This window comes from Devosia soli (assembly GCF_000970455.1).
Taxonomy (GTDB): Bacteria; Pseudomonadota; Alphaproteobacteria; order Rhizobiales; family Devosiaceae; genus Devosia; species Devosia soli.
On record NZ_LAJG01000042.1, the window covers coordinates 334,313 to 360,881 of the forward strand.

Consider the following 26,569-nt stretch of genomic DNA (forward strand, 5'->3'; position numbering starts at 1 on the left):
TGAGGAGCGCAGAATGGTGTTCGACAGTCTCAAGGACCAGATGGCCGGGCGGGACAACTTGACCCCGATGCAGATTGCTCAGCACAGCCTTTTTACCGCACGCGAAAAGCTCGATCTCCTCCAGCAGCTCAAGGCCGATGCTACGGGCGCGCTCGAGGAAGGCGAAGATTTCGGCTTCGGCGCCGAAGAAATCGATGAAGCCATCGCCTATGTGCACGAAGGCGTGCAATCCGGCGTCGGCACCCAAACCGTATTGAAGGGAGACTTCTGATGGCCGTCCAGGACAGCAAGGCGCCCAGCGTTGCCAATGTCGATTTCCTCGTCGACGAAAACGGCTCGCGCATCGATGTGCCGCCCGATAGCGAAATCCGCCCGACCGGCGATACCGAAGCCGCAGTCGGGGCCACTTCGCCCACCAATTGGTGGCTTTATGGCGTGGTCGGCCTCGCCATCGTCGTGGCGCTGCTTTTCCTGATGCAAATGCTCAACGGCGCGCCGGGCACAGACGTACAGCCCGGGTCGCCGACTTCGGAGCCGGTGGTTGAAACCCCGGCCCAGCCGGCCGCACAATAAAAAACGCGGCCCCCATGAGAGGCCGCGCTTCCTTTGCAGCAGGTCCGATCAGCCCTGGATCGGCGAGATCTGGATTTCGACGCGGCGGTTCTGCGCGCGGCCAGCTTCAGTGGCGTTCGAAGCGATGGGCGAGGTTTCGCCCTTGCCTTCAATGTAGAAGCGGCGCTGGTCGATGCCCTGGTTGGCCAGGATCGTTGCAACAGCGACGGCGCGACGCTGGCTGAGCGACAGGTTATAGGCGTCATCGCCCTGGCTATCGGTGTGGCCATAGACATCGACGATAGACTTGTCGAACTTCTTGAGCACGAGCGCGACCGAAACCAGCGTCTGGTTGAACTGCGGCTGCACCGTCGCCTGATCGGTCGAGAAGGTGATGTTGGACGGCATGTTGAGGATGATCTGGTCGCCGACGCGGGTCACCGAAACACCGGTTCCTTGCAGCTGGGCGCGCAGTTCGGCTTCCTGCTGGTCCATGTAATTGCCGATGGCGGCGCCGGTGAGGCCGCCGACGCCAGCGCCGATCAAAGCGCCGACACGCGGATCGCCGCCGACGGCTGCACCGACGATCGCACCGGCAATGGCGCCACCGCCCGCCCCGATCAGCGTGCCGCCAGCCGTGTTCGAAATCTGCGACTGGCCGGTATAGGGATTGGTGGTGGTACAGGCGGTCAGCGCCAGCGTGGCGGCAAGCGCGACAAGAACCTTGGACTTCATGGTTTTCCCCCGAAGGAATCTAGAAAGTGGCCTGAGTGGCTGTGGAATACGGCAGGAGCGTGATGCCGGGAAGATGCTGAACAATGGATGAATGCGAGAAAACTTCGCCTGCCGGACTACCCTAACCTAACAACTGTCGGGCCACCTGTTGCGAGCGCACCGCGTCAACCAGTAACGGCGTAAGATCACTGGCTTGATCGATTGCGCCCAACACCGGCAAAGATCGAAGTGCCGGGTCATTGATCGCTGCCATCGCTGCGTTCACCGCGTCATCGGCATTGATGGTGACGAAGGGACGATCGTAATAGGGGCCAACCACCGGAGTGAAGGGCCCGACCCCCTTTTCATTTTGTATGGTTGCAAGCTTAAGATAAGCCCTGGCGAGCGCTTCGCCGCGTTCGTTCCACGCTGTCGCCTCCAAGGCCAAATTAAGGTCGGGCATCAGCGCGTTCGCAATAGGCAGTTGCGAAAAGCCCGTGCCGAACCATTTGGCATAGGGCGCATAGCTTCGCGCAAGGAGAAATCCAAGCGCCATGACATCGTGCACCAACCGAGCGGCGATTAGGCGCGAACCCAGATCATCGCCCACCTGACCCGCTCTCCCGACAAAGGCCTGTGCTTCGGCAATCCGCCGCCAATGGCAGGCGATGCGATATAACCAGACATCATCGGGAAAGTAAGCCAGCGCCCGCCGCGCAAGTGTCAGCCGGCCATCGCCATCGTGAAAAACTGCACCCGCCGTGAACGAAAGCAGTTTCTGTTCTGGAAAGCCGAGCCAATCGACGGGCCTAATACCTTCGAGGTAACGAATGCCGAAATGCGACTCAAGCCGTCCTTCAATCGTATGAAATTCGAGCCCATGCTCCAGAGCGCCAATGGAATCTCTGTTGCTCGCCGCCGGATGAGGACGCGCCCGCCAACCAGTCGGCTCGCCTCGAAACGTTTGGGGCAAGACCTTGGCAAAGTCAGCAAGCAAGGACTGCGCGTGCGCGTGAAAATCGGCAGCCGATAGATGAATATGCACCCGCGGACCCCAATTATGGTCTTTGGATGTTTCATCATCAAAGCCGAGAAGCTCCGAGCCATAGCCGATCAGCGCCGCTGAATACGACAACTCCGGTGCCGCCGACGCCAAAAACGGCGCGACGATCTCGTCATAAAACGTCCGCGACAGTTCGATGCCCTGCATTCTTGTTGCTCTGCCTAGCGCTGTACCAAATCGACTTACACGGCTTAGCTAATTAGCCAGGGTGGTAAGCCACCGACGGGCCAAGCACTGGCAACCGCCTAATGATAGTGGCTGGACCAGAAAATCAGGACCAATGTGCCATACGAGTGAATAGGCCGATGGCGACTACGACCATAAAGATGCGCGGTACAACCGGCTCTTGTCCTAACTCCTCTGCTTGATTCCGCACATGCCAATGCTCATTGAGTGCCGTCCTCAGCGCAGTCGCTCGACGCTCGGCATCATGGTGTGTGGGGTTACGTCCCGCGCTTCGACCTCGTCGAGCAGTTTCAGGATTTTTTCGGCATTGTCGATGTGCCGCTGTTCCATGGAAAAATTGAGCGTGACGTAGTCGCGGCCGGGGCAGAAGGTGCAGATGTTCACCGCCGCATGCCAAGCGCCGCAATAGAGCGGCTCGATCATGCCATGGGTCATTGGTCCATAGGTGCGGTGCGGCGGCACCAGCGTCAGCACGATATGCATGCCGCCGTTGAAGCGCCAGAAGCGCTTGTTGGGCAGCGCGGGGATTAGCCGGTTGAGCGTGCGCATGGCCTTGAACATGGCCATGATCACCACCTGGAACGAGGTGATGTCCTTCTGCTCGATGCCGGCGACGGTGTTGTCGACGGCGCGAACATAGTCGACGAAGTCGTCCATCACCCTGAATTTGGCTTCGAGCGCGCGGACGCGAAAGAAGTCGTCGTCGGTATTGTTCCGCTTGGTGTCGAGCATGGTATAGGCAGCGCCGATCACCTTCTTGCTCATCAGTTTTTCCGCGCCCTCGCCATTGAGCGCATGGGTGACGAGCGCAAACATCAGCGAGCGCTGGCGCACGCCGAGCTTGTTGGCAAGAAGCCTGAGGCGATGGCGCTCGATGGCGAGCGTCTTGAAACCCCAGGGCTGCTCCTTGGGCGCGAGGATATTGGCGAGAACCAGGTAGATGAAAGCGGTCATTCCGCCGCGCAGGGCACTCTTGATCCGGTCGAGCAGCGGCAGCTTGTTGGATTTGTTCGATTGCACGCCGTGGCCGGCCGCGGCCGAACGGGTCAACAGCGCTGAATCCGAGCCCTCGAGAAGCGCGTGGCTCGAGCGGACCTGCAGGACGGCAGCGCGTCCCTCCCCATCCGGACCACCGCGGCGCACCGCCGCCATGACGCGGAACAGCGGCAGGTCATCGCGCTCAAAAATGTCGGTCGATTTGCTCAGCCACTTGTCGGGATAGCCATCGAATTCGTCGACCATTTCAACCGAAGTGATGGCATCGAGCATATGCTTGGGAAACGGCTGGCCCGGCTCTGCGCCGACAAAGCCATGGGTCAGTTGCGGGGCCAGTGCAACCATCTCGGCCACCATGTTCGCCAGCCCGTCCTTGTCGTAGCTTTCGGTGGAGAAGGCGGTAAAGAAAACCGTGTCCCGGCCCTGATACAGGAACCACTGGAAATCGGTGAATAAGGCTTGAGGATGACGTTTGACCGCCGCGTGGGCGAGTGCCAGGGCATCGGCATGTTGCCCCGTAAAACTTGAAGACGAAAAGCTCTTCACTTCAGTTATCCCCCTCGTGCCGCTCCCCCGGCAGAGACGATCTAAGCGCAGTCTTTTCGACCTCGCAACCTCCCCGACGCGGCCCAGTTAACGCCGACACGCGCAAAACACGCAATTTTGTGGGTCTGTGACATTAATCCTGCCCACCCGCCCCCTCCAAATGGACGGGGCGTTGCGCATTCGCAGTTGGCAGAAGCGCTGCAAGACTTTAGAATAGTTCTCGTTTACGCAGCAGAGTCTGACCTTAGCCCAGGCCCGGCCGCGCGTCGAATTGACCTATGTCAATGCAGCCAGCGCTTCCATAAGTAGGGTGCGATGCAGCCACATTGGCAATCCTGCTTCCCCACGGCAGGCGCAAAGGAACGGCCCCATGGATTATCGCGGTATTTTTGAGGATGCAGTGGACACGCTGCGGGCGGAAAAGCGCTATCGCATTTTTGCCGATCTCGAACGTATCGCCGGCCGGTTTCCGAAGGCGCTCTACCGCGACGATGCGGATAATGCGCGCGAGATCACCATCTGGTGCTCCAACGATTATCTCGGCATGGGCCAGAACGATAAGGTCGTCAAAGCCATGCAGGAGACGGCCGGCAAGCTCGGCGTCGGCGCCGGCGGCACCCGCAACATTTCGGGCACCAACCGCCCGCTGGTGGAACTCGAGCGCTCGCTCGCGGACCTGCATCGCAAGGAAGCGGCACTTGTCTTCACTTCGGGCTTCGTGTCCAACGAAGCGGCGCTTTCGACCATTGCGCGGCTCCTGCCCGATTGCGTGATCTTTTCCGATCAGCTCAACCACGCCTCGATGATCCAGGGCGTGCGCCAGTCGGGTATGGAAAAGAAGATTTTCCGGCACAATGACGTCGCGCATCTTCGCGAGTTGCTGAGCCAGGTCGATCGCAAGCGCCCGAAACTGATTGCCTTTGAATCCGTCTATTCGATGGATGGCGATATCGCGCCGATCAAGGAGATCTGCGATCTCGCCGAGGAATTCGGCGCGCTGACCTATATCGATGAAGTGCATGCCGTGGGCATGTATGGGCCGCGCGGTGGCGGCATAGCCGAGCGCGAAGGCCTGATGGAACGCATCGACGTTATCGAGGGTACACTCGCCAAGGGCTTCGGCGTCATGGGCGGCTATATCGCCGCCAACAAAGCCATCATCGATGCGGTGCGCTCCTATGCGCCCGAATTCATCTTTACCACCGCCCTGCCCCCTGCCCTCTGCGCCGCCGCGCGCGCCTCGATCGAGCATTTGAAGGGCAATGGTCACGAGCGCATGATGCACCAGCGTCAGGCGCGGCTGACCAAGGCGATCCTTGCCGATGCCGGCCTGCCGGTCATGGAAACCTCGACCCATATCGTGCCGCTGATCGTGGGCGATGCGCGCGCCGTGAAAGCTGCGAGCGACATGCTGCTCGATAAGCACAATATCTATATCCAGCCGATCAACTACCCCACCGTCCCCAAGGGCACCGAGCGGTTGCGGATCACCCCAACCCCGCTCCACACCGACGAGATGATCTTTGAATTGCGCCATGCGCTCGTCAGCGTCTGGACCAGCCTCGAACTGCCGCGTGAAAAGGCCGATGCGGCGCTGACGGCGTCGAAGCTGACATCGGGCGACCTTACCCTGCCAAGCCTCGGCGGCTGACGGACCGCCGCGATTCGCCCATTCAATCCCCGCTCCGGCGGGGATTTTTGTTGGCGGCACACCACGGCCGAACACACCCTCGTCAAGCCCAGCAAAAGGCCAAAATGTTAACGGCGACAAATATTTGTCGCGATGCATCCCTCTGCGTTTTCCGGCGTTGTGGACCCAAGTCCCATTGGGACGGGGGCAGACGCGCGCGGGCGAAGCGGCCGGATTTATCCAGCCGTCATTCGACTCGCGCATATCTGTCGCCGCCCGGTTGGCAGGTATTTGTTTTCTGGATGTCTCTATGCCTCCTCACTATGTAGCGTTCAGAACGGCCACCGCGGCTGACGTCCCGGCCATCCGTTCTCTCGTGCGTGCTGCCTATGCCAAGTGGACGCCCGTCATCGGCCGCGAGCCACGGCCCATGCTGATCGACTATTCCGAGGCTATCCACGATTTCCGTTTCGATCTCCTGACGGTCGATGGCCAGCTTGCTGGCGTGCTGCAGACCTGCCCCTGTGCCGATCACCTGTGGATCGAGAACCTTGCCGTCCATCCCCATCACCAGCGCCGCGGCCATGGCCAGTCGCTGCTCATTCTTGCCGAGCAGCTTGCCCGCCATGCCGAACTCGACGCAATGCGCCTGCTGACCAATGCGGCCTTTGCCAGCAATGTCACGCTTTACCAAAAGCTCGGCTACGAGGTTGAGCAGACCGAACCCTTCATGGGCGGCACAACGCTCTACATGACGCGGCGGCTGACTCCCTCCATTCCCATTCGCCCAGCGCATGGCTGGAATAACCAGACCCGCACTACCGCTTGAGCCCGATGAGGATCATTTAGGGTGCATGGAAGCGATCCGGGATGGTTCCGGGTCCGGCAAGGAGACCACCATGAGCACCCCCCGCAAGAACAAGTTCTTTGCGACCCTCGACACTTTCGTCACCGTATTCGGCAGCGCTGCTGCTGTGTCGGCGGCGGTCGAAGGGGGCCGGGTGCCCAAGGCTAAGCACCTCCGGACCCTCGGGATTGAACCCCAGTCCTTCCGCTCGATCGGCAAGCTGTAAGCCGCGCGGGGCGCCAGCCTCCTCCCTCGGCGACCCGCTGCGCCAGCAGCCGACACAGAAAGCCCGGATGCCAGCTCCCTCCCTGGCATCCGGGCTTTTCTTTTGCTGACTTTTCGGCATTTAGCCATGCATTGAAGGCATGGCTTTTACGCGCTTCGCCGCGCCAGGTCGGATCGATCGACGAGAGGTTGCCCGAATTGGGCGAGGAGCGCGGTGCAGTCCGCAGCCGAAACCGCAGGCGAATAGAGATAGCCCTGGCCAAGCCGCGCACCGAACCGGCGCAGAATTTCGGCCTGCGCTTCGGTCTCGACCCCTTCGGCCACGACGCGCATGCCGAGCTTCTTGACGATATCGATCAGGCCCGAAACCACCGTGTCGCTCTTTTCATCGTCCGAAAGCCGCGCGGTAAACGAGCGGTCGATCTTGACGATATCCACCGGGAAGCTGAGCAGATGCGTTAGCGAGGCATATCCCGTGCCGAAATCGTCGAGCGCCACCAGGATGCCGCGCTCGCGCAGCGCCTCGACGGCATGGGGCACGAGATTGTCGCTGCCGCCCATGAAGACGCCCTCGTTGACCTCGAGGATAATGTGGCTCAACGGCACATTGGCCCGACCGAAGATATCGATGATCCGCTCGGCGAGGTCCCCGCGCAGAAAATCGCCAGTCGTGACGTTGACCCCGACATGCTGGAAATTGATGCGCGCGTCGAGCCAGCCGCGCATGTCGCGCGCCACCTGCTCCAAAATCTTTCCGGTAACCTCATAGGCAATACGCGGATCGGCAAGCGCAGTGTGGAATTCTCCCGCCGAAACGACACGATCCCCAATGCGCAGGCGCGCCAAGGCTTCGAGCCCGACGATCTCCCTGCTCGCGAGATTGACGATGGGTTGGTAGTGCGGCTCGATCCGACCCTCGAGCAGCGCCTGGTCGAGCTGGCGGACGAGCGCGATGCGATGCGTCATGTCGGTGCGCAGGCCCAATTCAAACGCCATATAGCCGCCCCGGCGTACGGTCTTGGCGTGATAGAGCGCGAAATCGGCATTTTGGCTCAACGTATTGGCGTCGTCGCCATCGAGCCCGAAAACGGCACCGCCCATGGTGACATGGGCTTCAAAGGACTGGCTCTGCATCTCGACCATGCCCGTTGCCGCGTCGCTGGTCAGCGCCGCCCAATGCTCGAGCATGTCATGGCCATCGCAGCCGCGCGCGATGATGGCGAATTCGTCTCCGCCGAGGCGGCAGGGAATAAGCGCGGGACTGACGGCACTGAGGCGCGCGCCCACCGCCGCGATCAGCCGATCGCCTGCTGCGTGCCCGATCGTGTCATTGACCGATTTGAGATGATCGATATCGAGAAGGATAAGCCCGAACGGCACCTGGGCGTCGATATGCTCGTCGAGCAACTGGTTGAAGCGCGCTCGATTGGGCAGGCCCGTCAGCACATCGAAATAGGCAAGGCGAAAGTTACGCTCGCGAATGCGCTCGTGTTCGATGGCCAGCGCGCACATATGGACGCAGGTTTCAACGATATCGCGTTCGAACCGGGTCGGGCCGCGCGTCGTCGGAAAATAAAAGGCGAAGGTGCCGATGACCCGGCCGGATGGACTGCGGATCGGGGTTGACCAGCAGGCGAGAAAAGCGAGCGGCAGAGCAAGGTCCCTGTAGGCTTCCCAGAGCGGGTCGGTGGCAATGTCGGTCACCACCACTTCTTCGTTGCGGAAGGCCGCCGTGCCGCAGGAGCCGGATTTCGGCCCGGCGACGAGGCCGTCGATCGCATGCAGATAGGCCTCAGGAACACTTACAGAAGCCAGGTGATGCAGCGTTTCCCTTTCATCGACGAGCAGGATCGAGCAGACGACGCCGGGAGCGAGTTGCTGGGCGCGCTGGCAGACAAGGCGGCCGATGGCCGGCAGGGTTTCGCCCTGGGCCACCGCCTCCAGTATTTCGGTCTGCAGCCTTAGGAGCTGCTCCGTCTCTGCACCGGTCATTGCCGTCTCCCTAAGGGACTGCACCTATCAATGCGCGCTTGGCCGTAAGGGGAGCTTCCCGGATAGCCGATCAATTGATTCAAATCGTCTCTAATTGACGTTCATGGCCTGCAGTTGACGGACCTATAGCTATAGAGCTATCAATAAACCCATAGCCATCGAGGTATCGATCTATGCAGCAGGCGGCTGACATATTGTTCAAAGCTCTCTCGGATCCAACGCGCCGCGCGCTCTTCGAGCGCCTTTGCCGCGAAGGCGAGCGGACGGTCGGCACTCTGACCGAAGGCGCTGGGGTCTCGCAGCCGGTCGTTTCAAAGCATCTTGGCGTCTTGCGCGAGGCGGGCCTCGTGCGCGGTCGCATCGACGGACGCCTCACCCACTATAGCGCCCAGCTTGGTGCGCTGGCCCCGCTCGTTGACTGGACGCGCGACATGGCCCGTTTCTGGGAAGGCCGCTTCGACGCACTGGATGATCTTTTGAAGAGGATGGACCAGTGACGACGCCCGTCAAAAAGAGCGCCGCGCGGCGCAGTGGAGGACGCTCGATGACAAACCCGTTGCCCGACGAAACGATGTGAGAAGAAAAACCATGAGCAAGACCAATCCGGCCACTGGCCCCGCCTCGGAAAACATCGACAAGCGCATCGCCGAGCTGGGCGGCTGGCGCGGCGAAACGCTGGCGAAAATCCGGGCTCTCATAAAAAGGGCCGATCCTGAGGTGGTCGAAGAGTGGAAGTGGGACAATCCCGTCTGGTCCCATGGCGGCATCATCTGCACGGGCGAAGCCTATAAGGCCGCCGTGAAGACAACCTTTGCAAAAGGCGCAGCCCTTCCTGATCCTACCGGGCTCTTCAATTCGAGCCTTGGCGGCGGCACCCGGCGGGCGATCGATTTTCGCCAAGGGGAAAGCTTTGACGAGGATGCTTTCGTCGCGCTGATCCGCGCCGCTGTCGCCCATAACCTTGCAGGCAAGACGCCATGACCGAGGAAATCCGCACCGTCGTCATCGAGCGCGATTTTGCCCATCGCCCGGAAAAGCTCTGGCGCGCCTTGACCCAGCCGCACCTGATTGCCGAATGGCTGATGAAGAGCGACTTTGCGCCCCAGCTTGGCCATACCTTCCAATTTCGCGGCGAGTGGGGTTCGGTCGATTGTATCGTCAAGGAAATCGAGCCGCAAAGGCGCCTCGCCTACAGCTGGAACGCGCTTGGCCTTGAAAGTACGGTGACCTGGACTCTGACACCGACCGGTTCCGGCACACAGCTGCGCATGGAACAGACCGGGTTCAAACCGGACCAGAGCCAAGCCTATCACGGTGCGCGCACCGGCTGGAAACGCTTCCTCGACAATCTGGAGACTGTCCTCGCCCGGCACGACTGACAGCCTTTTTTTGAACGGACTGGAACCTATCGGCTTCCCATGCATTTGTGGGCTGGGGAGAATCCGTTTGCAGAAGGGGCAGTCGGTTGGGGGGACAAGTGCCAATTAAGGCGGGCTGGGCCGCATCGCGCTCGATCCAGCTCACCATTGGCTTGATGCTCACGGCACTTCTGCTCTTTGTGGCGCTGCTGATCTATTTCTTCTCCCTTGCGGCAAACCAGACGCAGGCGCGGGTCGAAGAGCGCTCCTTGGCGGCTTCGCAGGTTGTCGCCACCAATGCCTACTGGATTACCGAACTCGCCAACCAGACGCTGCGACGCGTCGATGCCGCCTTGGGCCCGGCACTGACCGGCACGGATGCGACCATCGAATCGGTGCTCGATGGCCTGCCCGATGCCGCCGAAACCTATGTCATCGATGCCAATGCCAATACCATCTTCTCGACCGTGCCCGATGCCAGCCGGGTCTCGGTGGCCGATAGGGAATACTTTTCGGCGCTGCGCGATGGCGCGTCCTTTTATGTCTCGCCGCTTCTTCAAAGCCGCATCACCAACGACATCATTTTCGTCTTCAGCAAACGCGTGATGCGCAACGGCCAGTTTGCCGGCGCCATCATGATTTCGTTTTCCGAATCCCTTCTCGCCGACCTTCTCGAAACGCTGGACCTGCCGCCCGGCTCCACTGTCAGTTTCGTGCGCGACGACGGGCAGTTGATGGCCCGCAGCCCCTCGGCTGGTCAGGGGGTGGATCTGGCTAAAAGTGTGCTTTTCACCACCTATCTGCCCCACGCGCCGTCCGGCACCTATAGTTCCCCGTCCTCGCCCGTCGATGGCATTTCCCGCGTCGTCTCCTATCGCCGCGTGCCGCAGACGGAGATCATTGCCATTGCTTCGGTTGCCGCCGACCCGTCCTGGCAAAACCTTTATACTGCAACCTGGACGCTGCTGCTGATCGTCTCGCCGGTCCTGCTCGGGCTCGTCGTCGGCTGCTGGTGGATCGTCAAGCTGCTCCGCGATGGCGCTGCGCGCAACCAGCAACTCCAGGAATCGGTCGATCTCAACACCATGCTCTTTCGCGAGATTCATCACCGCGTGAAGAACAATCTCGCTTCGATCCAGGCGCTGGTGCGCATGCAGGATATTCCCAAGGAGGCCAAGCGCGATCTCGAAAGCCGCTTTGCCGCAATGGCAGCCATGCACGAGCACATCTACAAGCATGATCGCTATGAAGACATCAACGCGGCCGATTTCATCCCTGCCGTGATGGGCAAGGTGCTGCAGGCCTATGGCGTCGACGTCGAGACCCACTATGCGCTCGAAAATGTCGCGGTCGATCGCGACCATGCAACGCCGCTGGCGCTACTGCTCAGCGAACTGGCGACCAATAGCTGCAAATATGCCTTCCAAAATGGCCAGAAGGCGGAAATCCGCGTGTCGCTCGGCTTCGACGCAGAGCAAAAGGCCAAGCTCGTTTTCCGCGACAATGGCGTTGGCCTGCCCGAAGAGCTGCCCAATTCAAGCATGGGTATGCGCATCATTCGCGGCGCCGTGGGCCAGATGGAGGGCGATTATGCCTTCACTTCCGACCATGGCGCGGTCTTTACCGCCCACCTCCGCCTGACGCCGGACGGGCGATCGGCAACGCCCATCCGCTCAGAAGACACCGACTGACCTTCAGGTCGCCTCGGACGCCTTTTCGCGGGTGAACCATTCTCCCTCGCGCCATTCGCGCACGGTGATGGAGATCATCTGCTGTGTGATGTCGATCAGATTATACGCATTAGGCTCGCCGCGGAGGCGCGTCGAAATGGTCGACGAAGCTTGCGCAACAAGGATCGGTGCGGAAGCGGCGGCACGAAGCCCGCGCGGTTCACCCTCCCGGATCGCGCCCGGCTCCTCATGCTTGCGCACATAGGAAAGATGAAAGTGCCCCGAAAGCACGAGGCGCACGCCGAGCTCGGCAAACGTCGCCAGCGCTTCGTCGGCGCGCTTCACCCGCTTGGTCTTCTGCATCATCGGTTCGGTGGGAAAAAGCAGGGGATGGTGCGCGACGATCACCCGCACCGCATTCGGCGAAGCCTTGGCAAAGCGCGCTTCGAGATGTTCGAGCTGATCGCGAGAAATCGTGCCGTGGCCCCAGTTCCACTCGAGCCGCGCCCGGCGTGACGTTCTCATGCCGACAAAGACCACGCCGTCCATTTCGAGCATCGGCTCGAGGTCGCGGGCGATATACTTCTTGTAGAGCCCGTAGGGATTGAGAAAGCGCCGGACGATGTTGATCGCGGGCACATCGTGATTGCCGGGCACGGTAAAGACCGGCACCGTCAGGCTATCGAGAAATTGCCGCGCCTCGACGAATTCTTCCTTGGTCCCGACCTGAGTAAAGTCTCCGCTCGCCACGACGAGATCGGGCTTCTGCCTGGAAATATCGGCCGCAAGGCCAGCGGCGACTTCGGGGTCATGATGGCCGAAATGGAGATCGGAAATATGGACGATCTTCACGGAACGTTTCCTTCGGGCAAAGCATCGGGATCGGGCGGCACCAGCACCGAAAGCGCAGCCGGCCGTATCCGGAAATCGAGCGGGGTATGAAGCGACTCCACCTCGCCGTCGAACATGACCTTGACCAGTTTCTTGTGGCTGCGAATGGTCACGGCGCGCGATTTTTCGATGCTGAGCGCTGCCGCGTCCTGCCAGTTGCCAAGCAGCATGCCGGCCGAAAGCCGCACGAAATCGACGATCGTCAGGCTTGAAAGAGTATAGATATAAAGGCTGCCGCCCTCGAGGTTCTGGCGCGAGAAAATCTTGCCGATCCCCTGGTCATAGGCATTGCAGGCCACCGCCACTGCCTTGGCGCGGACGATATGGCTCGGCCCGTCCTCGGGCTCGATGGCAATCGCCATGCGCCGCGCGCGCATCAGGCGGTTGAACATGAAGCGCATGAACGCCGCTTTCGACCCCCATGTCCCCTGCCCGCGGATATGTTCGCGCGCCGCCGCAAGCGCCGGGATCACCCCGATGACGACCTTATGCAGATAAATCCGTCCATTGACCTCACCGACATCGATCCGGCGAATGGCCGCTGATTTAAGCAGCGCAATCGCCTGCGGGATATCCATGGGCAGGCCCAAATCCTTGGCGAGCGCATTGACCGTGCCGAGCGGGAGAATGGCGAGCGCTTTATCCGAACCGGCAAGCGCCCCGGCCAGCGCCGTAATCGTCCCATCTCCGCCTGCCGCAACGATCACATCGGCATCGGACTGGGCCGCACGCGCAATGCGCTCGGCAAAGGGCATCTTGGTATCGCCATCGACAACTGCCTCGAGACCTGCGGCAGCAAAATGCTCCACCAGCGACTGGGCGGAAATCCCCGTCGCAAGCACCGTTCCGGAATTGGCATTGAGGACTACGTGAAAGCGGCGCGCTGCCGAAAGTTCCATGATTGCCCGCTGGTTGAACACGCTGACTGCGTAACGAGAGCAAAGCCACGTGGTTGCATCACCCAGCAACGAAGCCGATGCGCACCCAAACACCCAAAACCACTAAAAAACTGGTGCTGCCGGACAGGATTGAACTGTCGGCCTCTCCCTTACCAAGGGAGTGCTCTACCACTGAGCTACGGCAGCATCGAAAGGGGCGCGGCCGGTATCGGCGGCGACGGGCGCTCTACTGCCATAGGGATTCACTCGACGCAAGCGCAAAAAGCGCCTATCAACTCCCCTCGTGAATCACCGATAGCCAGGAAGGCGATGAGCAAGTCGGACGCAGCAGCCGCCAAAGAGCAAAGATTGGCCGCAAAGCTTCGCGAGAACCTCAAGCGCCGAAAGGATCAGGCCCGAGCGCGCGCTGCCCGGGACGATGCTCCGGCACCCGAAACGAGCACGGTCAAGAAACCGTAAACCATTTTCGGGCGAATTAGGAACGTCACATATTCGCAAGAGCGCGGCTGGTCTGGCTTACGTGGCAACGAAGACCTCGCCTACCTCCCCAACAGGTAGAAGGCCCAAGGGCCGGTTCAGAGGAACCATTTCATGGATCGTATTCGTTTGGTCGGCGGCAACCCGCTCAATGGGGAAATCGTCATCTCGGGCGCCAAGAACGCCGCCCTCCCCCTCATGATCGCCTCGCTGCTCACCGATGAGCCGCTGGTGCTCAGCAATGTTCCGCGGCTCGCCGACGTCAAGCAGCTGGAGCGGATTCTCGAAAACCACGGCGTCGATATCGCCGTCCATGGCCGCCGGCGCGGCGAATCGGACGGTGGCGGGCAGCGCATGACCTTCCATGCCGCCGATATCGTCGACACCACCGCCCCTTACGACCTCGTCTCCAAGATGCGGGCAAGTTTCTGGGTTATCGGGCCGCTCCTTGCCCGATGCCACGAGGCCCGCGTGTCGCTGCCCGGCGGCTGCGCCATCGGTACGCGCCCGGTCGATCTCTTCCTCTTCGGGCTCAAGGAACTCGGCGCTGAAATCGACATCGACGATGGCTATGTGGTCGCCAAGGCGCCCAAGGGTGGCCTCGTCGGCGCGCGCATCGTTTTCCCCAAGGTCTCGGTGGGCGCCACCCATACGCTGCTCATGGCCGCCACGCTCGCCAACGGCACGACAATGATCGAGAATGCCGCGCAGGAGCCCGAGATTACCAATGTCGCCGAATGCCTCGTTGCCATGGGCGCGAAAATTTCGGGCATCGGCACCAGGACGCTCACCATCGAGGGCGTCGAAAAACTCCATGGCGCCAATGTCGAGGTGATCCCCGATCGCATCGAAACCGGCACCTTTGCCATGGCTGCGGCCATGACCGGCGGCGATGTGCTCTTGCGCGGCGCGCGGCCCGAGCATCTCCAGGCAGCGCTCGATATCCTGGCCAAGACCGGTGTCGACCTGACCCCGGAAGCCGATGGGGTGCGCGTCCGCCGCAATGGCAATGGCATCCTGCCGGTCGATATCGAAACCCAGCCCTTTCCGGGTTTCCCCACCGATCTCCAAGCCCAGTTCATGGCGCTGATGACCATGAGCCAGGGCACGAGCCACGTGCGCGAAACGATCTTTGAAAACCGCTATATGCATGTGGCCGAACTCGCCCGCTTCGGCGCCGATATTGCGGTCGATGGGCAGGTGGCGACCATTCGCGGCAAGGACAAGCTCAAGGGTGCCCAGGTGATGGCAACAGACCTGCGCGCCTCGGTGTCGCTGGTCATTGCCGGCCTCGCCGCCAAGGGCGAGACCGTCGTCAACCGCATCTATCACCTCGACCGGGGATTCGAACGGCTCGAGGACAAGCTCTCGCGTTGCGGCGCCGAAATCGAACGCCTCGCTGGCTAGCGCAGGTTTAGAACCAAGTCTGCTCAGATGGAGCGGCTGCAGAAATGGTAGGCCCGGCACTGCCGGGCCTTTTTTTGCCTGAAAGCTTGCCGCAAAGCTCCGGCCCGCTCATGATCAGGCAAAGCCATGGAGACGCCAGCATGAGCCGGGACCTCATCATCTGGACCTATGACTGGGTGCCCGAAGGCCCACGCGGCTTCGTGCGCGACATGCGGCTGCGCTGGGCCTGCGAAGAGGCGGGGCTCCACTACCGGGTTAAATCCGTGCGCTTCGAGAATCGCGGCCCCGAGCATTACCAGCGCCAGCCCTTCGGTCAGGTGCCGGTGCTCGAAGACGGCGAGATCACGCTCTTTGAAAGCGGCGCCTGCCTGCTGCACCTGGCGCAAAAAAGCGAAGTGCTGATGCCTCGCGATCCCAAGGGCAGCGCTGAAACGCTTGAATGGGTTATCGCGGCGCTCAATTCGATCGAGATGGTGTCGGTGTCCTGGTGGTTCATCGCCCTTTCCAATCCCTCGACCAATCCGCTCGAGCCCTGGCTCCTGCAGCGTCTCAACCATCTCGACGCCGTGCTCTCCAAGCGCGATTGGCTGGTCGATGGGCGGTTCACCGTTGCCGATCTGCTGATGGCCGACGTCCTCCGGGTGCCGAAGTTTCGCGCCTTTAACCCGCATAAGGCGCTAGAGGACTATGTGCTGCGGGTCTGCGATCGACCCGCCTTTCGCCGCGCCTATGATTCACAGATGGCGCATTTTGCCCAGGGCAGCATTGCCCGGGCCGAGGCAAGCTTGTAGATCGAGCCATGCGTGACCAGATATGGTCCGCAACCAGTTCAGGGCCGACCATGACCGACCTCAAGCTTTTGGCGCTCGATGCCGAAGACCTCGCCGTGATCTCCGCGCATGTGCAGGATGCGGTGGTGCGCGTGCCGGACATGGGCTATTCGCGCGGCGACAAGCGCTTTGCCCTGTTGATGAACCGCTATGACTGGACGAGCGCTGAAAAGCGCAGCAAGGGCCTGCGCAAGCGTTCGGGGCTGCATTTTAATCGCGTCGAAAGTGTCGCCTATGCCGGGTTCGATCCGGCCTCGCCCGAGGGCGTTCTTAATCTTCTCGCGATCACCTTCCTGCCGTCGGCAGACGGCGTGTCGGGCATTGTCGAACTGGCCTTTGCCGGCGGCGGCACGGTGCGTCTCAGCGTCGAATGCCTCGAGGCGCGACTTGGCGATCTCGGCGCGGCCTGGGCGGCGGCAGCCAAGCCCGAGCACGCGCTCGACTGATCAGGAGGATTTGCCGGCGGCCGCTTGCTGAAAAGCGGCAAGCAGCACCTCCTGGCGCGTCTCATTGGCGGGGTCGAAATACCCTTCGGTCGCCAGCGCCTCGCGCAGCAGGAATTCCACCGCTTGGCTCGCCTCCATCTCTGGCGCCCTTTCGGCGCGCCACTTGTCGACGGCAGCAACGAGACGGGTATCGATGGACAGCATGTACTCGACTGACTCACCAGGTTGTGTCGGCAGGAAAACAATGGCCATGACGCTGCCTCCTCTCGAAAATCTAACGTGCTCCTAGTCCTCCAGGACTGCAATGATTTCTTTACGAAGACTTCCAATGCGTTAACGGCATGGAACGCGGGCTGTTCCAAAAGCGTCGTTTCCACTCAGTGAAGGAGTAAGAAATGCGGATTGGAATATTGGGAAGCGGCCAGGTCGGCGGCACCGTTGCGAAAAAGCTCGCGCAGTTGGGTCATGACGTCATGATCGGCTCTCCCCATGCCAAGGACAAGACAGCAGAGTTCCCCGGCATCAAGCTCGGGACCGCCGAAGAAGCCGCGTCCCACGGCGAATGGCTCGTCAATGCCATGCATGGCGAGGCAGCCGTCGAGGTGCTGCCCTCCCTCAATACCGCGGGAAAGATCCTGATCGACATAGGCAACTTCGAAGGCTCGATCGAAGGCCCGCTGGAGCGCTCTCTCGGGGAAACGCTGCAGCAGGCCCTGCCCCAGGTTCGCCTCGTCAAGACGCTCAATCACGTCAGCGCCCATCTCATGGTCGATCCGGTGCATCTGGGCAAGACGCTGACGATCTTCATCGCCTCCAATGACGACGAGGCCAAGACTGCCGTCACTGAACTTCTGAAAGCCATCGGCTGGCAGGACATCTTCGATCTCGGCGATCTCAGCGCCTGCCGCGCCATGGAATATGTGGCGGCATCCTGGGTCGCCATCGAAAAGGCCGTTGGCGGGCCGAACTTCAGTCTTGTCCTCGTTCGCTAGCAAAAGACGAACCAACGCGAGGCAAAGTGGCGCGGTTCAGCGTCCATTTTTCCTTGCGACACAAGGCCGGGTGGGGATAGATCGCACCATCCACCCGCCTTTTCCGGACCACCAATGCCTTTACGCCTCGACAGCGCCGCGCCCGATTTTGAACGCCGCTTTGCCGAACTGCTCGCGAGCAAGCGCGAAGCCTCGCAGGAAGTGGGCGATACGGTCGCCGGCATCATCGCCGATGTGCGCGCTCGTGGCGACGAAGCGGTGGCCGAACTCACCAATAAGTTCGATAAGGCAGGTGTTACCCCCGACACGCTGCGCTTTTCCGAGGATGAAATCGCCTCGGCCGCCGCGCGCGTTTCCGCCGAGGTGCGGGAAGCGTTGCAGACTGCGCATGATCGCATCAAGTCCCACCACGAGCGGCAAAAGCCCAAGGACGATCTTTATACCGACGCGCTCGGCGTGACCCTCGGCTCGCGCTGGACGCCGATCGATGCTGTCGGCATCTATGTGCCAGGCGGGCTCGCCTCCTATCCTTCCTCGGTGCTGATGAACGCGGTTCCCGCCAAGGTTGCCGGCGTCGAGCGTATCGCCATGGTCGTGCCGACGCCCAATGGCCAGCTTGCTTCCGCCATTCTTTGCGCTGCCCAGATTGCTGGCGTCACCGAGATCTACCGCATCGGCGGTGCCCAGGCCGTCGCCGCCCTCGCCTATGGCACCGCGTCCATTGCCCGGGTCGACAAGATCATGGGGCCCGGTAATGCCTATGTCGCGGCCGCCAAGCGCCAGGTTTTCGGGCAGGTTGGGATCGACCTCATCGCCGGCCCCTCGGAAGTGCTGGTCATCGCCGACCGCTCGGCCAATCCCGCCTGGGTCGCGGCCGATCTTATCGCCCAGGCCGAGCATGGCGGCGGCGCCCAATCGATTCTCGTGACGACCGAGGAAGCCCTCGCCGATACGGTCGACGCCGAGGTCGATCGCCAGCTGAGCCTTCTGCCCAAGCAATCGATCGCCCGCGAGGGCTGGGAGGAGTTCGGCGCCATCATCACCGTCGATACTCTCGAGACCGCAACCATCCTTGCCAATCGCATTGCCTCCGAACATGTCGAGCTTGCCGTCGACGATCCGCAGGCCCTGATGGTGGGTATTCGCCATGCCGGCGCGATCTTTCTTGGCCATCACACGCCCGAGGCGATCGGAGATTATGTCGGCGGCTCGAACCACGTGCTGCCCACCGCCCGTTCGGCGCGCTTTGCCTCGGGGCTCGGCGTCCTCGATTTTGTCAAGCGCACCTCGATCCTTGGCTGCACGCCGTCTTCGCTTTCGGCGCTCGCCGGCGCGGCGGTGACCATCGCTGAAGTCGAAGCGCTCGACGGTCATGGGCGCTCGATATCGATTCGGCTCAACCGTTGAGCATTTCCATGGGCACGAGCGATGCGGCGCCGAGCACCAATCGCCTGGTGACCGTAACGCTCGACCCAAACACTATCACCTCGATCAATCCCGACGAAGTGCATGAATGGCGCATCGCCATTTATGACCTTCTGGAAAATAACTCGTTCCGCCCCGCCCGCGTCAGCGCCGAAGGACCCTATGCGCTCCACGTCTCGATCATCGGCAATTCCATCGTCCTCGATGTGCGCCATCCCGAAACCTTCCAGCCGATCGCCGCGCACTATCTTTCGCTCACCCCGTTCCGCCGCCTGATCCGCGATTATTTCCGGATCCGCGATGCTTATTACGAAGCGATCCGTTCGGCCCAGCCGTTCCAGATCGAAACTGTCGACATGGCCCGGCGCGGCATGCACAACGAGGCGGCCGAACTTCTGCGCACGCGGCTGACCAACAAGATCACCATCGATCTCAATACCGCGCGCCGGCTGTTTACCCTCATCTGCGCCGTCCAGCCCTATGCCAGCCGCATCGACGAGGCGACGAGCGAATTGCCGACGGTGCTCTTTGTCTGCTCGATGAATTCGGTCCGCTCGCCCATCGCCGCGGCCCTGGCGCGCCAAGCTTTTCCGGGCCGCGTCATTGCCCGCTCGGTGGGGGTCAATGGCGGCAAGGCCGATCAGTTCGTCCATGAGGTGATGGAGGAGATCGGCATTGATATGAGCGTGCACACGCCCCATATCCTTGATGAACTCGTCGCCAATCGCTTCGATCTCGTGATTACCCTTTCCGATGACGCGCCCGAAGCCGTGGCCCGAAAGGGTCTTGAAGCCGGCGCGGTCGAGCAATGGCCGGTGCCCGATCCATCGCTTGTCGAGGGCAATCGCGAGGTGGTTCTGTCGGCCTACCGGGCCTTGCGGGACGATCTTCGGCGCCGCGTTCGCACCCGTTTGGAGCCGCTGGTTTCCGGTAGTTCACAAAGCCACTGATTTGCAGTAGGTTCCGCCAAAATTTGCGGCCGCCGCCGAGCAATTTCGCACGCGGGGGTCTTCCCAGGAGAAAGTATGGCCAAAGAAGAAGTGCTCGAATTCCCGGGCGTGGTCACCGAATTGCTTCCCAACGCGACCTTCCGGGTCAAGCTGGAAAACGAACACGAGATCATCGCTCACACCGCTGGGCGCATGCGCAAGAACCGTATTCGCGTTCTCGCAGGCGACAAGGTGCTGTGCGAAATGACCCCCTATGACCTGACCAAGGGTCGTATCACCTACCGCTTCAAGTGAAGGTTTGGCGCGACCAGCCGATGGTTGGTCAAAACGCTCCGACGGAGCGTTTCAAGCGACAAGCGCCCGGAGCCATGCGAAGGGCGGTCCTGTTTCAGCGGAGCTCGACGTCATCATGGCCTCAAGGCCCGAACTAATCCTGGCCTCCGCCTCGCCGCGCCGGCTTGCGCTTCTCAATCAGATCGGCATCGAGCCCGAGCACCTGGTGCCGGCCCATGTGGACGAGACGCCCGAAAAGGGCGAACTGCCGCGCAAGCTCGCTGGCCGGCTTGCCGATCTCAAGGCTCTCACGGCTCAGCATAAGGCCCGCGTCGCCGGTTTCGGCTCCGACGCACTGGTGTTGGCTGCCGATACGGTCGTGGCGGTGGGCCGGCGCATCCTGCCCAAGGCCGAGATCATGGAAGAGGCGTCCGATTGCCTTCGCCTCCTCTCGGGCCGCGCTCATCGCGTCTATACCGGCGTGACGCTGCTCACCCCTTCGGGCGCCAAGCGGCAGCGCATCGTTGAAACCCGCATCCGCTTCAAGCGCTTGTCGACCCGCGAAATGGAAGCCTATCTCGCCAGCGCCGAATGGCGCGACAAGGCGGGCGGTTACGCCATCCAGGGCATTGCCGGCTCTTTCGTCGTCAAGCTCGTCGGCTCCTATTCCGGCGTCGTCGGCCTGCCGCTTCACGAAGTCACCCAATTGCTCGCCGGCGAAGGCTATCCGGTGCACTTCAACTGGCTCAACCAGTCGAGCCTTTCGGGGGTCTGATGGCTCCGGAAAGAAAATGCCCGATCTGCGGAAAACCGACCGTGGATAAGTTCAAGCCATTTTGTTCGAAGCGCTGCGCCGACGTCGATCTCAACCGCTGGCTGACCGGCTCCTATGTCATCCCCGCGCGTGACGACGAACCGCAACAGCAGGACGAAGACGAGTAGCCGCTTATCCGGCGCTCAATGATAACGGAATGGTACCCGACAGGCGCGGGGCGGCAACGCTTTTACCCTTGCGCGCCTCAAGCCGATTGCCTATGACGCTCTCCACCAAAGGCTGCCCAGATAGCTCAGTTGGTAGAGCAGCGGATTGAAAATCCGCGTGTCGCTGGTTCGATTCCGGCTCTGGGCACCACTCCACCTCAGGACTGTGCGTGCGCTGCCATGTGGTTGATACGGTTGTCGTATCCGGCCGCAAAAGTCTTGTTGAGATCGGCCAGCGTCACTTCGCCGAAGCGCTTCAAAAGCAGCGCCTCAGCCTCGGCAAAACTGTCCGCCAGTGCCTTGTTGACGGCTTTTTCCACGAGACATTGCGGGTTGTCATCTCGTAGCCCGATCGCCAAAAGTGTTGGCTTGCCAATGGCTTGATAAATATCGCGTAGCGTGACCTGGTCAAGCCGGCAGGACAGTGTCCACCCCCCGCCATGCCCCTTTTCGCTGCGCACATAGCCCGCCTCGCGGAGCCCCGCCATGATGCGGCGGATGACTGTGGGATTGGTCGTCATGGCCTGCGCCAGGACCTCCGAGGTCACCGGCCCATCAGCCTGCGCCATGTGCAGCAGCACATGCAAAATACCGGAAAGCCGACTATCGCGATTCATGCGACATCATGTGTTACGAAGCGCGAAGCCTGTCAAGCGCCCGCCTGCCCTGCTCGAGCCTTGCGGCGCGTCACCTGGATTTCGGGCTCTTCGACGATCGGCGCGATCGGCTTGGTGCGCGGCATGCGGTTCCACGCATCGAGCGCAGCAATCTTGTAAGCCTCTGCCAGCGTTGGATAATTGAAAGTGTTCTCGACGAAATAATCGAGCGTGGCGCCGAGGTTGAGCACTGCCTGACCGATATGGATGAGCTCAGTCGCACCTTCGCCGACGATGTGCACGCCGAGGAGTTTCCGCGTTTCGAGCGAGACGATCATTTTCATCATCCCCGACTGCAGCCCCATGATGTGGCCGCGCGAGGTTTCGCGGAACCTGGCAACGCCGCACTCATAAGGAATGTTCTGCGCCCGCACCTGCTGCTCGGTGAGGCCGACAGTGGAAATTTCCGGCACGGCGTAGATGCCATAGGGGAAAAACTCCGGTGCCGGCGGCATTGAGGCGCCAAAGGCATGAAGCGCGGCAATGCGGCCCTGCTCCATCGAAGTCGAGGCGAGCGAGGGAAAACCGATGACGTCACCGGCTGCGTAGATGTTGCGCACTTCGGTCTGGAATGTTGCCGGATCGACCTTGAGCCGGCCGCGCTCATCGGGAACGACGCCACAGGCTTCAAGGCCCAGATCCATGGTCGCCCCCATGCGCCCGGCAGCGTAAAGCAGCATGTCCGAACGGATCTGGCGCCCGTCGGTCAGGATGGCAATAGCCCATCCCTGCGCATCCTTTTCGACGCGATCGACCTTGGCGCCGAGGCGAATAGTCATGCCGCGCTTGCGCAGATCATGGGAAAATTCCTCGATAATCTCGCGATCGATAAAATCCAGATAGGTATCGCGCGGCTCGATCAGGGTGACCGGAACGTCCAGGGCGGAAAAGATCGTAGCATATTCGATGCCAATGACGCCGGCGCCGACGACGGTCAAGCTGCGCGGCACGCGCGGCTCGGCAACAAGGCTGTCGCTATCGACGATGGTGTGATCGTCAAACGGAATATTGCCAGGCCTATAGGGCGTCGTGCCGACGGCAATGACGGCGAAGTCGAAACTGATTGTCTGGGTTTCGCCGTTGAGATCGGTGACGACGATGTGATGATCATCCCGGAACCGGGCATTGCCGCTCATGGTTTCGACGCCGTTGCGGGCAAACTGGTGCTCGAGCACTTCGACTTCATAATCGAGCGTCTTGTTGAGACGCGCACCGAGATCCTTGCCCTCGATGTCTTTCTTGACGCGATAGGAAAGGCCGTAAAAGCCGCGCTCGCGCCAGCCGGAAAGATTGAGAACTGTTTCGCGCAGGGTCTTGGACGGAATGGTGCCAGTGTGAACGGAGACGCCGCCCACGCGCTGTCGACGCTCGATGACCATGACCGACTTGCCCAGCTTGGCAGCCTGGATGGCGGCTCGGCGCCCCGCGGGGCCCGAACCGATGACGACGAGATCGAAATGTTCCAACGAAAAGCCCCTGGATCGGACGCGTGCAGCCTAAGGCGCAGACATGACAACACAATTGCACCTGATCAGGCAGCCCAGTCGCAGGCTGGCTGATATGCGCAACGGGCAATCTAGCCGATATGTATTACCAATCGCTTCGGGTCAGGCTTGGGGCGAGGCGGGATATACGCCGAGAATGCGGAACTGATCGGTGAAAAAGCGCAGTTCATCGAATGCATGCCGGACGCTGATGTCATCGGGATGGCCTTCGATATCGGCATAGAATTGCGTCGCCGTGAAATTGCCGCCGACCATGTAGCTTTCAAGCTTGGTCATGTTGACGCCATTGGTAGCAAAGCCGCCCATGGCTTTGTAAAGCGCGGCGGGCACGTTGCGAACGCGGAAGATGAAGGTGGTCTTCACCCCGCTTTGCTGGGAAACGTTCTGCTCGGTGGGCGAGAGCACGAGGAAGCGGGTCGTGTTGTGGTCGGCGTCCTCGATATTGCCGGCCAGGACATCAAGACCGTAGATTTCGCCGGCAAAACGCGAAGCGATGGCCGCGACCGACTTGTCGCCCTTTTGTGCCACTTCGCGGGCCGAGCCGGCCGTATCGACGGCATTGATGGTGCGAAGGCCATGCTCGGAAATGAATTTGCGGCATTGGCCGAGCGCGACCGACAAGGACTGCACCGCCTTGATGTCGTCCAGCGTCGCGCCAGGCACGCCGAGCAGATTCATCTCGACGCGCAAAAAGGTCTCGGCGATGATGAAGAGCCCGCTTTCGGGCAGGAGGTGATGAATGTCGGTGATACGACCATAAAGCGAGTTTTCGACCGGCACGACCGCGAAATCGGCCTTGCCGGATTGAACCGCGGAGAGAGTTTCCTCGAATGTCACACAGCCCAGAAACTCTTCGCCGGGAAACACATTGGCCGCAGCAGCGTGGCTGAATGCACCGGGTTCACCTTGGAAGGCTATTTTCTTGGTCATGGGATGTCCGTCCGTCTCTCTCAGCCGGCTTTAGACGCCACTTCGGAGGTTGCCAAGGCTAAATTGGCATGACATTGGGGGAATTGTCGCAAGGAGGGATTGCCCTGTTGCGCCTCGTCGGGCGTAATACTATCTTCCGCGCGCGTCGAACCGGCCGGTTGAGGCGGGCTTTTCCTAGAAGTCCAGTTGGTCGGGTTCGTTCAATGTCCACCGGGGATGGACCGGCAGAGAGACCAAATGGATTCGTTTGAGCTAAACAAGATCATGGGCGCCGTCCTTGGCACACTTATGTTTGTCATGGGCGTGGGTTTTCTGGCTGAGGCCATCTACCACCCGAAGGAAGATGTCGGCCAGGGTTATGCCTTGCCGGAACCGGAGGTCGCGGAGGCGGCCGGCAGTGCCGAGGCCGTGCCGGATGTGCCGCTTGGCGTGCTGCTGGCAAGCGCCAGCGCCGAACGCGGCGCTGCTGCCACCCGCAAGTGCCAGTCGTGCCACACCTTCGGGGAAGGCGAGCCGGCCAAGCAGGGCCCGAACCTTTACGGCATCGTGAATAACACCAAGGCCCATATGGAAGGCTTCGCCTATTCCGACATTCTGCAGCAGCAGAAGGCGGAAGGTCAGGTCTGGTCCTACGAGAACCTCAATGCCTTCCTGACCAACCCGAAAGCTTATGCGCCGGGCACCAAGATGAGCTTCGCCGGCGTCCGCTCGCCTGAAGAGCGTGCCGATATTCTCGCCTATCTTCAGACCCTGTCGTCCTCGCCGGTACCCTTCCCGGCGCCTGAGGAAGGCGCAGCTCCGGCAGCAACGCCTGAAGAAGCCGGTACGCCCGTCGAAGCCGCACCCGATGGTGAAGTCGCTCCGGCCGAAGTGACCGCGCCGCCATCCGAAACGACGGCTCCGGCTGAGCCTGCGGCGGCAACGCCGTCGACGAGCACGACCGATAGCGAAACCTCCGTCGAAGGCACCCCGACGACGAGCGGCACCGGCGCTGCTGCGCCAGCCACGCCGGCTCCAGCCACGACGCCTGCTGCTCCCGCAGCGGCGCCAGCCAATGGCACGACACCGGCAACAACGACGCCGGCTCCGGCGACTACCACAAGCCAGTAAGGCCGGCCGACATTCGTTCGCTTACATAAGCCGCGCCTCGAGCGCGGCTTTTTCTTGAAAGGCCGCCCATGCTCCTGCTCCACCTTTCCGACGTCAACGAAGCGAGCTGGGCCGAGGCCTTTGCCAAGGCGCTCCACCCCTATCCCGTCGTGCGGCGCGGCGACGATTTTGACCCAGCCGACGTGCGCTATATTTTTGTCTGGAAGCCAAAGCCGGATGCATTCGATGGATTAAGCGGGCTCGAGGTGATCCTGTCGCTGGGGGCCGGGGTAGATGCCTTGCTCAAACACCCGAAGCTTCCCGATGTACCGCTCGTGCGCTTCGTCGATGCGGATCTCAGCCAGCGCATGAGTGACTATGTGGTGGCTCATGTCACCATGCATCACCGCCTTTATACGCGATTCCGCGCCGACCAAAAGGCGCGGCGCTGGGAGCAATTCTATCCCCCCTCAGCCAGCGAAAGCACGGTGGGCATCATGGGGATGGGCGTGCTCGGAAAGGACGCAGCGCGGCGCCTCCGGCCGCTGGGCTTCAGCTTGCGAAGCTGGAGCCGGACGCGCAAGGCAGTCGAGGGAGTCGAATGCTTTGCCGGAGCGGATGAATTCGATGCCTTCCTCAGCGGCACCGACATTCTGGTCAATCTCTTGCCGCTAACCCCGGAAACAACGGGCATTCTCAGCTACGAAACCTTTGGCAAATTGCGCCACGGCGTACTCCAGGGTGGCCCGGCGGTCATCAATGCTGCCCGCGGCGGGCACCAGCGCGAGGCCGATATCGTCCGGGCGCTTCAAGACGGAACCTTGGGCGCGGCGAGCCTCGATGTCTTCGAAGTCGAGCCCCTACCCCCATCGAGCCCGCTCTGGGAGCTCGAAAACTGCTATATCACCCCGCATATCGCGGCGATTTCGGACGAAAAAAGCGGCGTGCGCTACTTCAGCAGGATCATCGCCGAGCACCGCGCCGGTAAGCCGCTGATTAACGTCGTCGATCGCAATCGCGGCTACTGACACAAAATTCA

At 61.4% G+C, this 26,569-nt stretch carries 30 protein-coding genes, 2 tRNA genes and 1 pseudogene; 22 read left to right on the top strand and 11 right to left on the bottom strand.

The window, feature by feature from the left end; translation table 11 throughout:
• Positions 1–13 precede the first annotated feature (13 nt).
• Positions 14–271, top strand: a complete 258-nt coding sequence (locus VW35_RS18125; protein ID WP_046144459.1) for a hypothetical protein — start codon at positions 14–16, stop codon at positions 269–271.
• Complete coding sequence (locus VW35_RS18130; RefSeq protein ID WP_046144460.1) at positions 271–573, top strand: hypothetical protein; 303 nt, start codon at positions 271–273, stop codon at positions 571–573. The genes VW35_RS18125 and VW35_RS18130 overlap by 1 nt, the downstream gene beginning before the upstream one ends.
• A 48-nt stretch (positions 574–621) precedes the next feature.
• Here VW35_RS18130 and VW35_RS18135 read toward each other — a convergent pair whose 3' ends face one another.
• The 3 genes from VW35_RS18135 to VW35_RS18145 form a co-directional block, all read right to left on the bottom strand.
• The gene (locus VW35_RS18135) at positions 622–1,287 is read right to left on the bottom strand and encodes a YiaD family glycine zipper/OmpA-like lipoprotein (RefSeq protein WP_046144461.1); all 666 of its coding nucleotides are present in this window, start codon (positions 1,285–1,287) and stop codon (positions 622–624) included.
• A 121-nt stretch (positions 1,288–1,408) separates the two neighbouring features.
• Entirely contained in the window at positions 1,409–2,476 is a 1,068-nt protein-coding gene (locus tag VW35_RS18140) for a DUF4037 domain-containing protein (RefSeq protein ID WP_046144462.1), read from the bottom strand.
• 255 nt (positions 2,477–2,731) lie between these two features.
• Positions 2,732–4,057: a hypothetical protein gene (locus VW35_RS18145; protein ID WP_046144463.1), complete on the bottom strand. Its 1,326-nt coding sequence runs from the start codon at positions 4,055–4,057 to the stop codon at positions 2,732–2,734.
• 370 nt (positions 4,058–4,427) lie between these two features.
• On the opposite strand from VW35_RS18145, the gene hemA reads away from it, so the two are divergent.
• From hemA to VW35_RS21790, 3 genes are all read left to right on the top strand, one after another.
• Positions 4,428–5,708: a 5-aminolevulinate synthase gene (gene hemA / locus VW35_RS18150; RefSeq protein WP_046144464.1), complete on the top strand. Its 1,281-nt coding sequence runs from the start codon at positions 4,428–4,430 to the stop codon at positions 5,706–5,708.
• A gap of 289 nt (positions 5,709–5,997) precedes the next feature.
• On the top strand, positions 5,998–6,516 hold the full coding sequence (locus VW35_RS18155; RefSeq protein ID WP_046144465.1) for a GNAT family N-acetyltransferase: 519 nt from the start codon (positions 5,998–6,000) through the stop codon (positions 6,514–6,516).
• Between the two features lie 70 nt (positions 6,517–6,586).
• Positions 6,587–6,760, top strand: a complete 174-nt coding sequence (locus VW35_RS21790) for a hypothetical protein (protein ID WP_162836645.1) — start codon at positions 6,587–6,589, stop codon at positions 6,758–6,760.
• A 146-nt stretch (positions 6,761–6,906) separates the two neighbouring features.
• Here the strand turns inward: VW35_RS21790 and VW35_RS18165 are convergent, their stop codons facing one another.
• Positions 6,907–8,751 carry a putative bifunctional diguanylate cyclase/phosphodiesterase gene (locus VW35_RS18165; RefSeq protein ID WP_046144467.1) on the bottom strand — a complete coding sequence of 615 codons (1,845 nt, stop codon included), beginning with the start codon at positions 8,749–8,751 and terminating at the stop codon, positions 6,907–6,909.
• A 173-nt stretch (positions 8,752–8,924) separates the two neighbouring features.
• On the opposite strand from VW35_RS18165, the gene VW35_RS18170 reads away from it, so the two are divergent.
• The 4 genes from VW35_RS18170 (at position 8,925) to VW35_RS18185 (ending at position 11,800) form a co-directional block, all read left to right on the top strand.
• Positions 8,925–9,248, top strand: a complete 324-nt coding sequence (locus tag VW35_RS18170; RefSeq protein WP_046144468.1) for an ArsR/SmtB family transcription factor — start codon at positions 8,925–8,927, stop codon at positions 9,246–9,248.
• 91 nt (positions 9,249–9,339) lie between these two features.
• On the top strand, positions 9,340–9,732 hold the full coding sequence (locus tag VW35_RS18175; RefSeq protein WP_046144469.1) for a DUF1801 domain-containing protein: 393 nt from the start codon (positions 9,340–9,342) through the stop codon (positions 9,730–9,732).
• Positions 9,729–10,130 (top strand): SRPBCC family protein, encoded by a 402-nt coding sequence (locus VW35_RS18180; RefSeq protein ID WP_046144470.1) that lies wholly within the window; start codon positions 9,729–9,731, stop codon positions 10,128–10,130. Before VW35_RS18175 ends, VW35_RS18180 begins: the two co-directional genes overlap by 4 nt.
• 98 nt (positions 10,131–10,228) lie before the next feature.
• Positions 10,229–11,800, top strand: coding sequence for a sensor histidine kinase (locus VW35_RS18185; protein ID WP_046144471.1), 1,572 nt, complete (start codon positions 10,229–10,231; stop codon positions 11,798–11,800).
• 3 nt (positions 11,801–11,803) lie between these two features.
• Here VW35_RS18185 and VW35_RS18190 read toward each other — a convergent pair whose 3' ends face one another.
• From VW35_RS18190 to VW35_RS18200, 3 genes are all read right to left on the bottom strand, one after another.
• Positions 11,804–12,631 carry a metallophosphoesterase family protein gene (locus VW35_RS18190; protein WP_046144472.1) on the bottom strand — a complete coding sequence of 276 codons (828 nt, stop codon included), beginning with the start codon at positions 12,629–12,631 and terminating at the stop codon, positions 11,804–11,806.
• On the bottom strand, positions 12,628–13,569 hold the full coding sequence (locus tag VW35_RS18195) for a diacylglycerol/lipid kinase family protein (RefSeq protein WP_046144585.1): 942 nt from the start codon (positions 13,567–13,569) through the stop codon (positions 12,628–12,630). The genes VW35_RS18190 and VW35_RS18195 overlap by 4 nt, the downstream gene beginning before the upstream one ends.
• A gap of 111 nt (positions 13,570–13,680) precedes the next feature.
• Positions 13,681–13,755: transfer RNA gene (locus tag VW35_RS18200), tRNA-Thr, on the bottom strand.
• Between the two features lie 405 nt (positions 13,756–14,160).
• Between VW35_RS18200 and murA the strand changes: the two genes are divergently transcribed.
• From murA to VW35_RS18220, 3 genes are all read left to right on the top strand, one after another.
• The gene (gene murA, locus VW35_RS18210; RefSeq protein ID WP_046144474.1) at positions 14,161–15,453 is read left to right on the top strand and encodes a UDP-N-acetylglucosamine 1-carboxyvinyltransferase; all 1,293 of its coding nucleotides are present in this window, start codon (positions 14,161–14,163) and stop codon (positions 15,451–15,453) included.
• A 140-nt stretch (positions 15,454–15,593) separates the two neighbouring features.
• A complete protein-coding gene (locus VW35_RS18215) occupies positions 15,594–16,244 on the top strand; it encodes a glutathione S-transferase family protein (protein ID WP_046144586.1) in 651 nt (216 codons plus the stop codon).
• Between the two features lie 50 nt (positions 16,245–16,294).
• The gene (locus VW35_RS18220) at positions 16,295–16,729 is read left to right on the top strand and encodes a DUF2948 family protein (protein WP_046144475.1); all 435 of its coding nucleotides are present in this window, start codon (positions 16,295–16,297) and stop codon (positions 16,727–16,729) included.
• On the opposite strand, the gene VW35_RS18225 is transcribed toward VW35_RS18220, so the two are convergent.
• Positions 16,730–16,981: a hypothetical protein gene (locus tag VW35_RS18225; protein ID WP_046144476.1), complete on the bottom strand. Its 252-nt coding sequence runs from the start codon at positions 16,979–16,981 to the stop codon at positions 16,730–16,732. It lies immediately after the preceding gene.
• A 143-nt stretch (positions 16,982–17,124) separates the two neighbouring features.
• Here VW35_RS18225 and VW35_RS18230 point away from each other — a divergent pair, with 143 nt between their 5' ends.
• The 8 genes and pseudogenes from VW35_RS18230 to VW35_RS18255 all read left to right on the top strand — a co-directional run bounded on the left by VW35_RS18230 (position 17,125) and on the right by VW35_RS18255 (position 21,501).
• Positions 17,125–17,721, top strand: a complete 597-nt coding sequence (locus VW35_RS18230) for an NADPH-dependent F420 reductase (RefSeq protein ID WP_083983004.1) — start codon at positions 17,125–17,127, stop codon at positions 17,719–17,721.
• Positions 17,722–17,835: 114 nt separating this feature from the next.
• Positions 17,836–19,128, top strand: coding sequence for a histidinol dehydrogenase (hisD, locus tag VW35_RS18235; protein ID WP_046144478.1), 1,293 nt, complete (start codon positions 17,836–17,838; stop codon positions 19,126–19,128).
• A gap of 8 nt (positions 19,129–19,136) precedes the next feature.
• A pseudogene (locus VW35_RS22080) lies at positions 19,137–19,610 on the top strand (UPF0262 family protein); the annotation flags it as partial.
• Positions 19,611–19,667: 57 nt separating this feature from the next.
• The gene (locus tag VW35_RS22085) at positions 19,668–20,096 is read left to right on the top strand and encodes an arsenate-mycothiol transferase ArsC (protein WP_280136773.1); all 429 of its coding nucleotides are present in this window, start codon (positions 19,668–19,670) and stop codon (positions 20,094–20,096) included.
• Positions 20,097–20,171: 75 nt separating this feature from the next.
• On the top strand, positions 20,172–20,390 hold the full coding sequence (gene infA / locus VW35_RS18245; RefSeq protein ID WP_035082742.1) for a translation initiation factor IF-1: 219 nt from the start codon (positions 20,172–20,174) through the stop codon (positions 20,388–20,390).
• 115 nt (positions 20,391–20,505) lie between these two features.
• Positions 20,506–21,144, top strand: coding sequence for a Maf-like protein (locus VW35_RS18250; RefSeq protein ID WP_046144479.1), 639 nt, complete (start codon positions 20,506–20,508; stop codon positions 21,142–21,144).
• Complete coding sequence (yacG, locus tag VW35_RS21140; RefSeq protein ID WP_083983006.1) at positions 21,144–21,311, top strand: DNA gyrase inhibitor YacG; 168 nt, start codon at positions 21,144–21,146, stop codon at positions 21,309–21,311. The genes VW35_RS18250 and yacG overlap by 1 nt, the downstream gene beginning before the upstream one ends.
• 114 nt (positions 21,312–21,425) lie before the next feature.
• Positions 21,426–21,501 (top strand) — tRNA-Phe (locus tag VW35_RS18255).
• A 7-nt stretch (positions 21,502–21,508) separates the two neighbouring features.
• Here the strand turns inward: VW35_RS18255 and VW35_RS18260 are convergent.
• From VW35_RS18260 to VW35_RS18270, 3 genes are all read right to left on the bottom strand, one after another.
• Positions 21,509–21,967, bottom strand: a complete 459-nt coding sequence (locus VW35_RS18260) for an Rrf2 family transcriptional regulator (RefSeq protein ID WP_046144480.1) — start codon at positions 21,965–21,967, stop codon at positions 21,509–21,511.
• Between the two features lie 32 nt (positions 21,968–21,999).
• The gene (sthA, locus tag VW35_RS18265) at positions 22,000–23,472 is read right to left on the bottom strand and encodes a Si-specific NAD(P)(+) transhydrogenase (protein ID WP_046144481.1); all 1,473 of its coding nucleotides are present in this window, start codon (positions 23,470–23,472) and stop codon (positions 22,000–22,002) included.
• A 141-nt stretch (positions 23,473–23,613) separates the two neighbouring features.
• On the bottom strand, positions 23,614–24,441 hold the full coding sequence (locus tag VW35_RS18270; protein ID WP_046144482.1) for a prephenate dehydratase: 828 nt from the start codon (positions 24,439–24,441) through the stop codon (positions 23,614–23,616).
• Between the two features lie 237 nt (positions 24,442–24,678).
• Between VW35_RS18270 and VW35_RS21145 the strand changes: the two genes are divergently transcribed.
• On the top strand, positions 24,679–25,551 hold the full coding sequence (locus VW35_RS21145; protein WP_083983008.1) for a c-type cytochrome: 873 nt from the start codon (positions 24,679–24,681) through the stop codon (positions 25,549–25,551).
• A gap of 68 nt (positions 25,552–25,619) precedes the next feature.
• Entirely contained in the window at positions 25,620–26,558 is a 939-nt protein-coding gene (locus tag VW35_RS18280; RefSeq protein WP_052951854.1) for a 2-hydroxyacid dehydrogenase, read from the top strand.
• Positions 26,559–26,569: the final 11 nt, after the last annotated feature.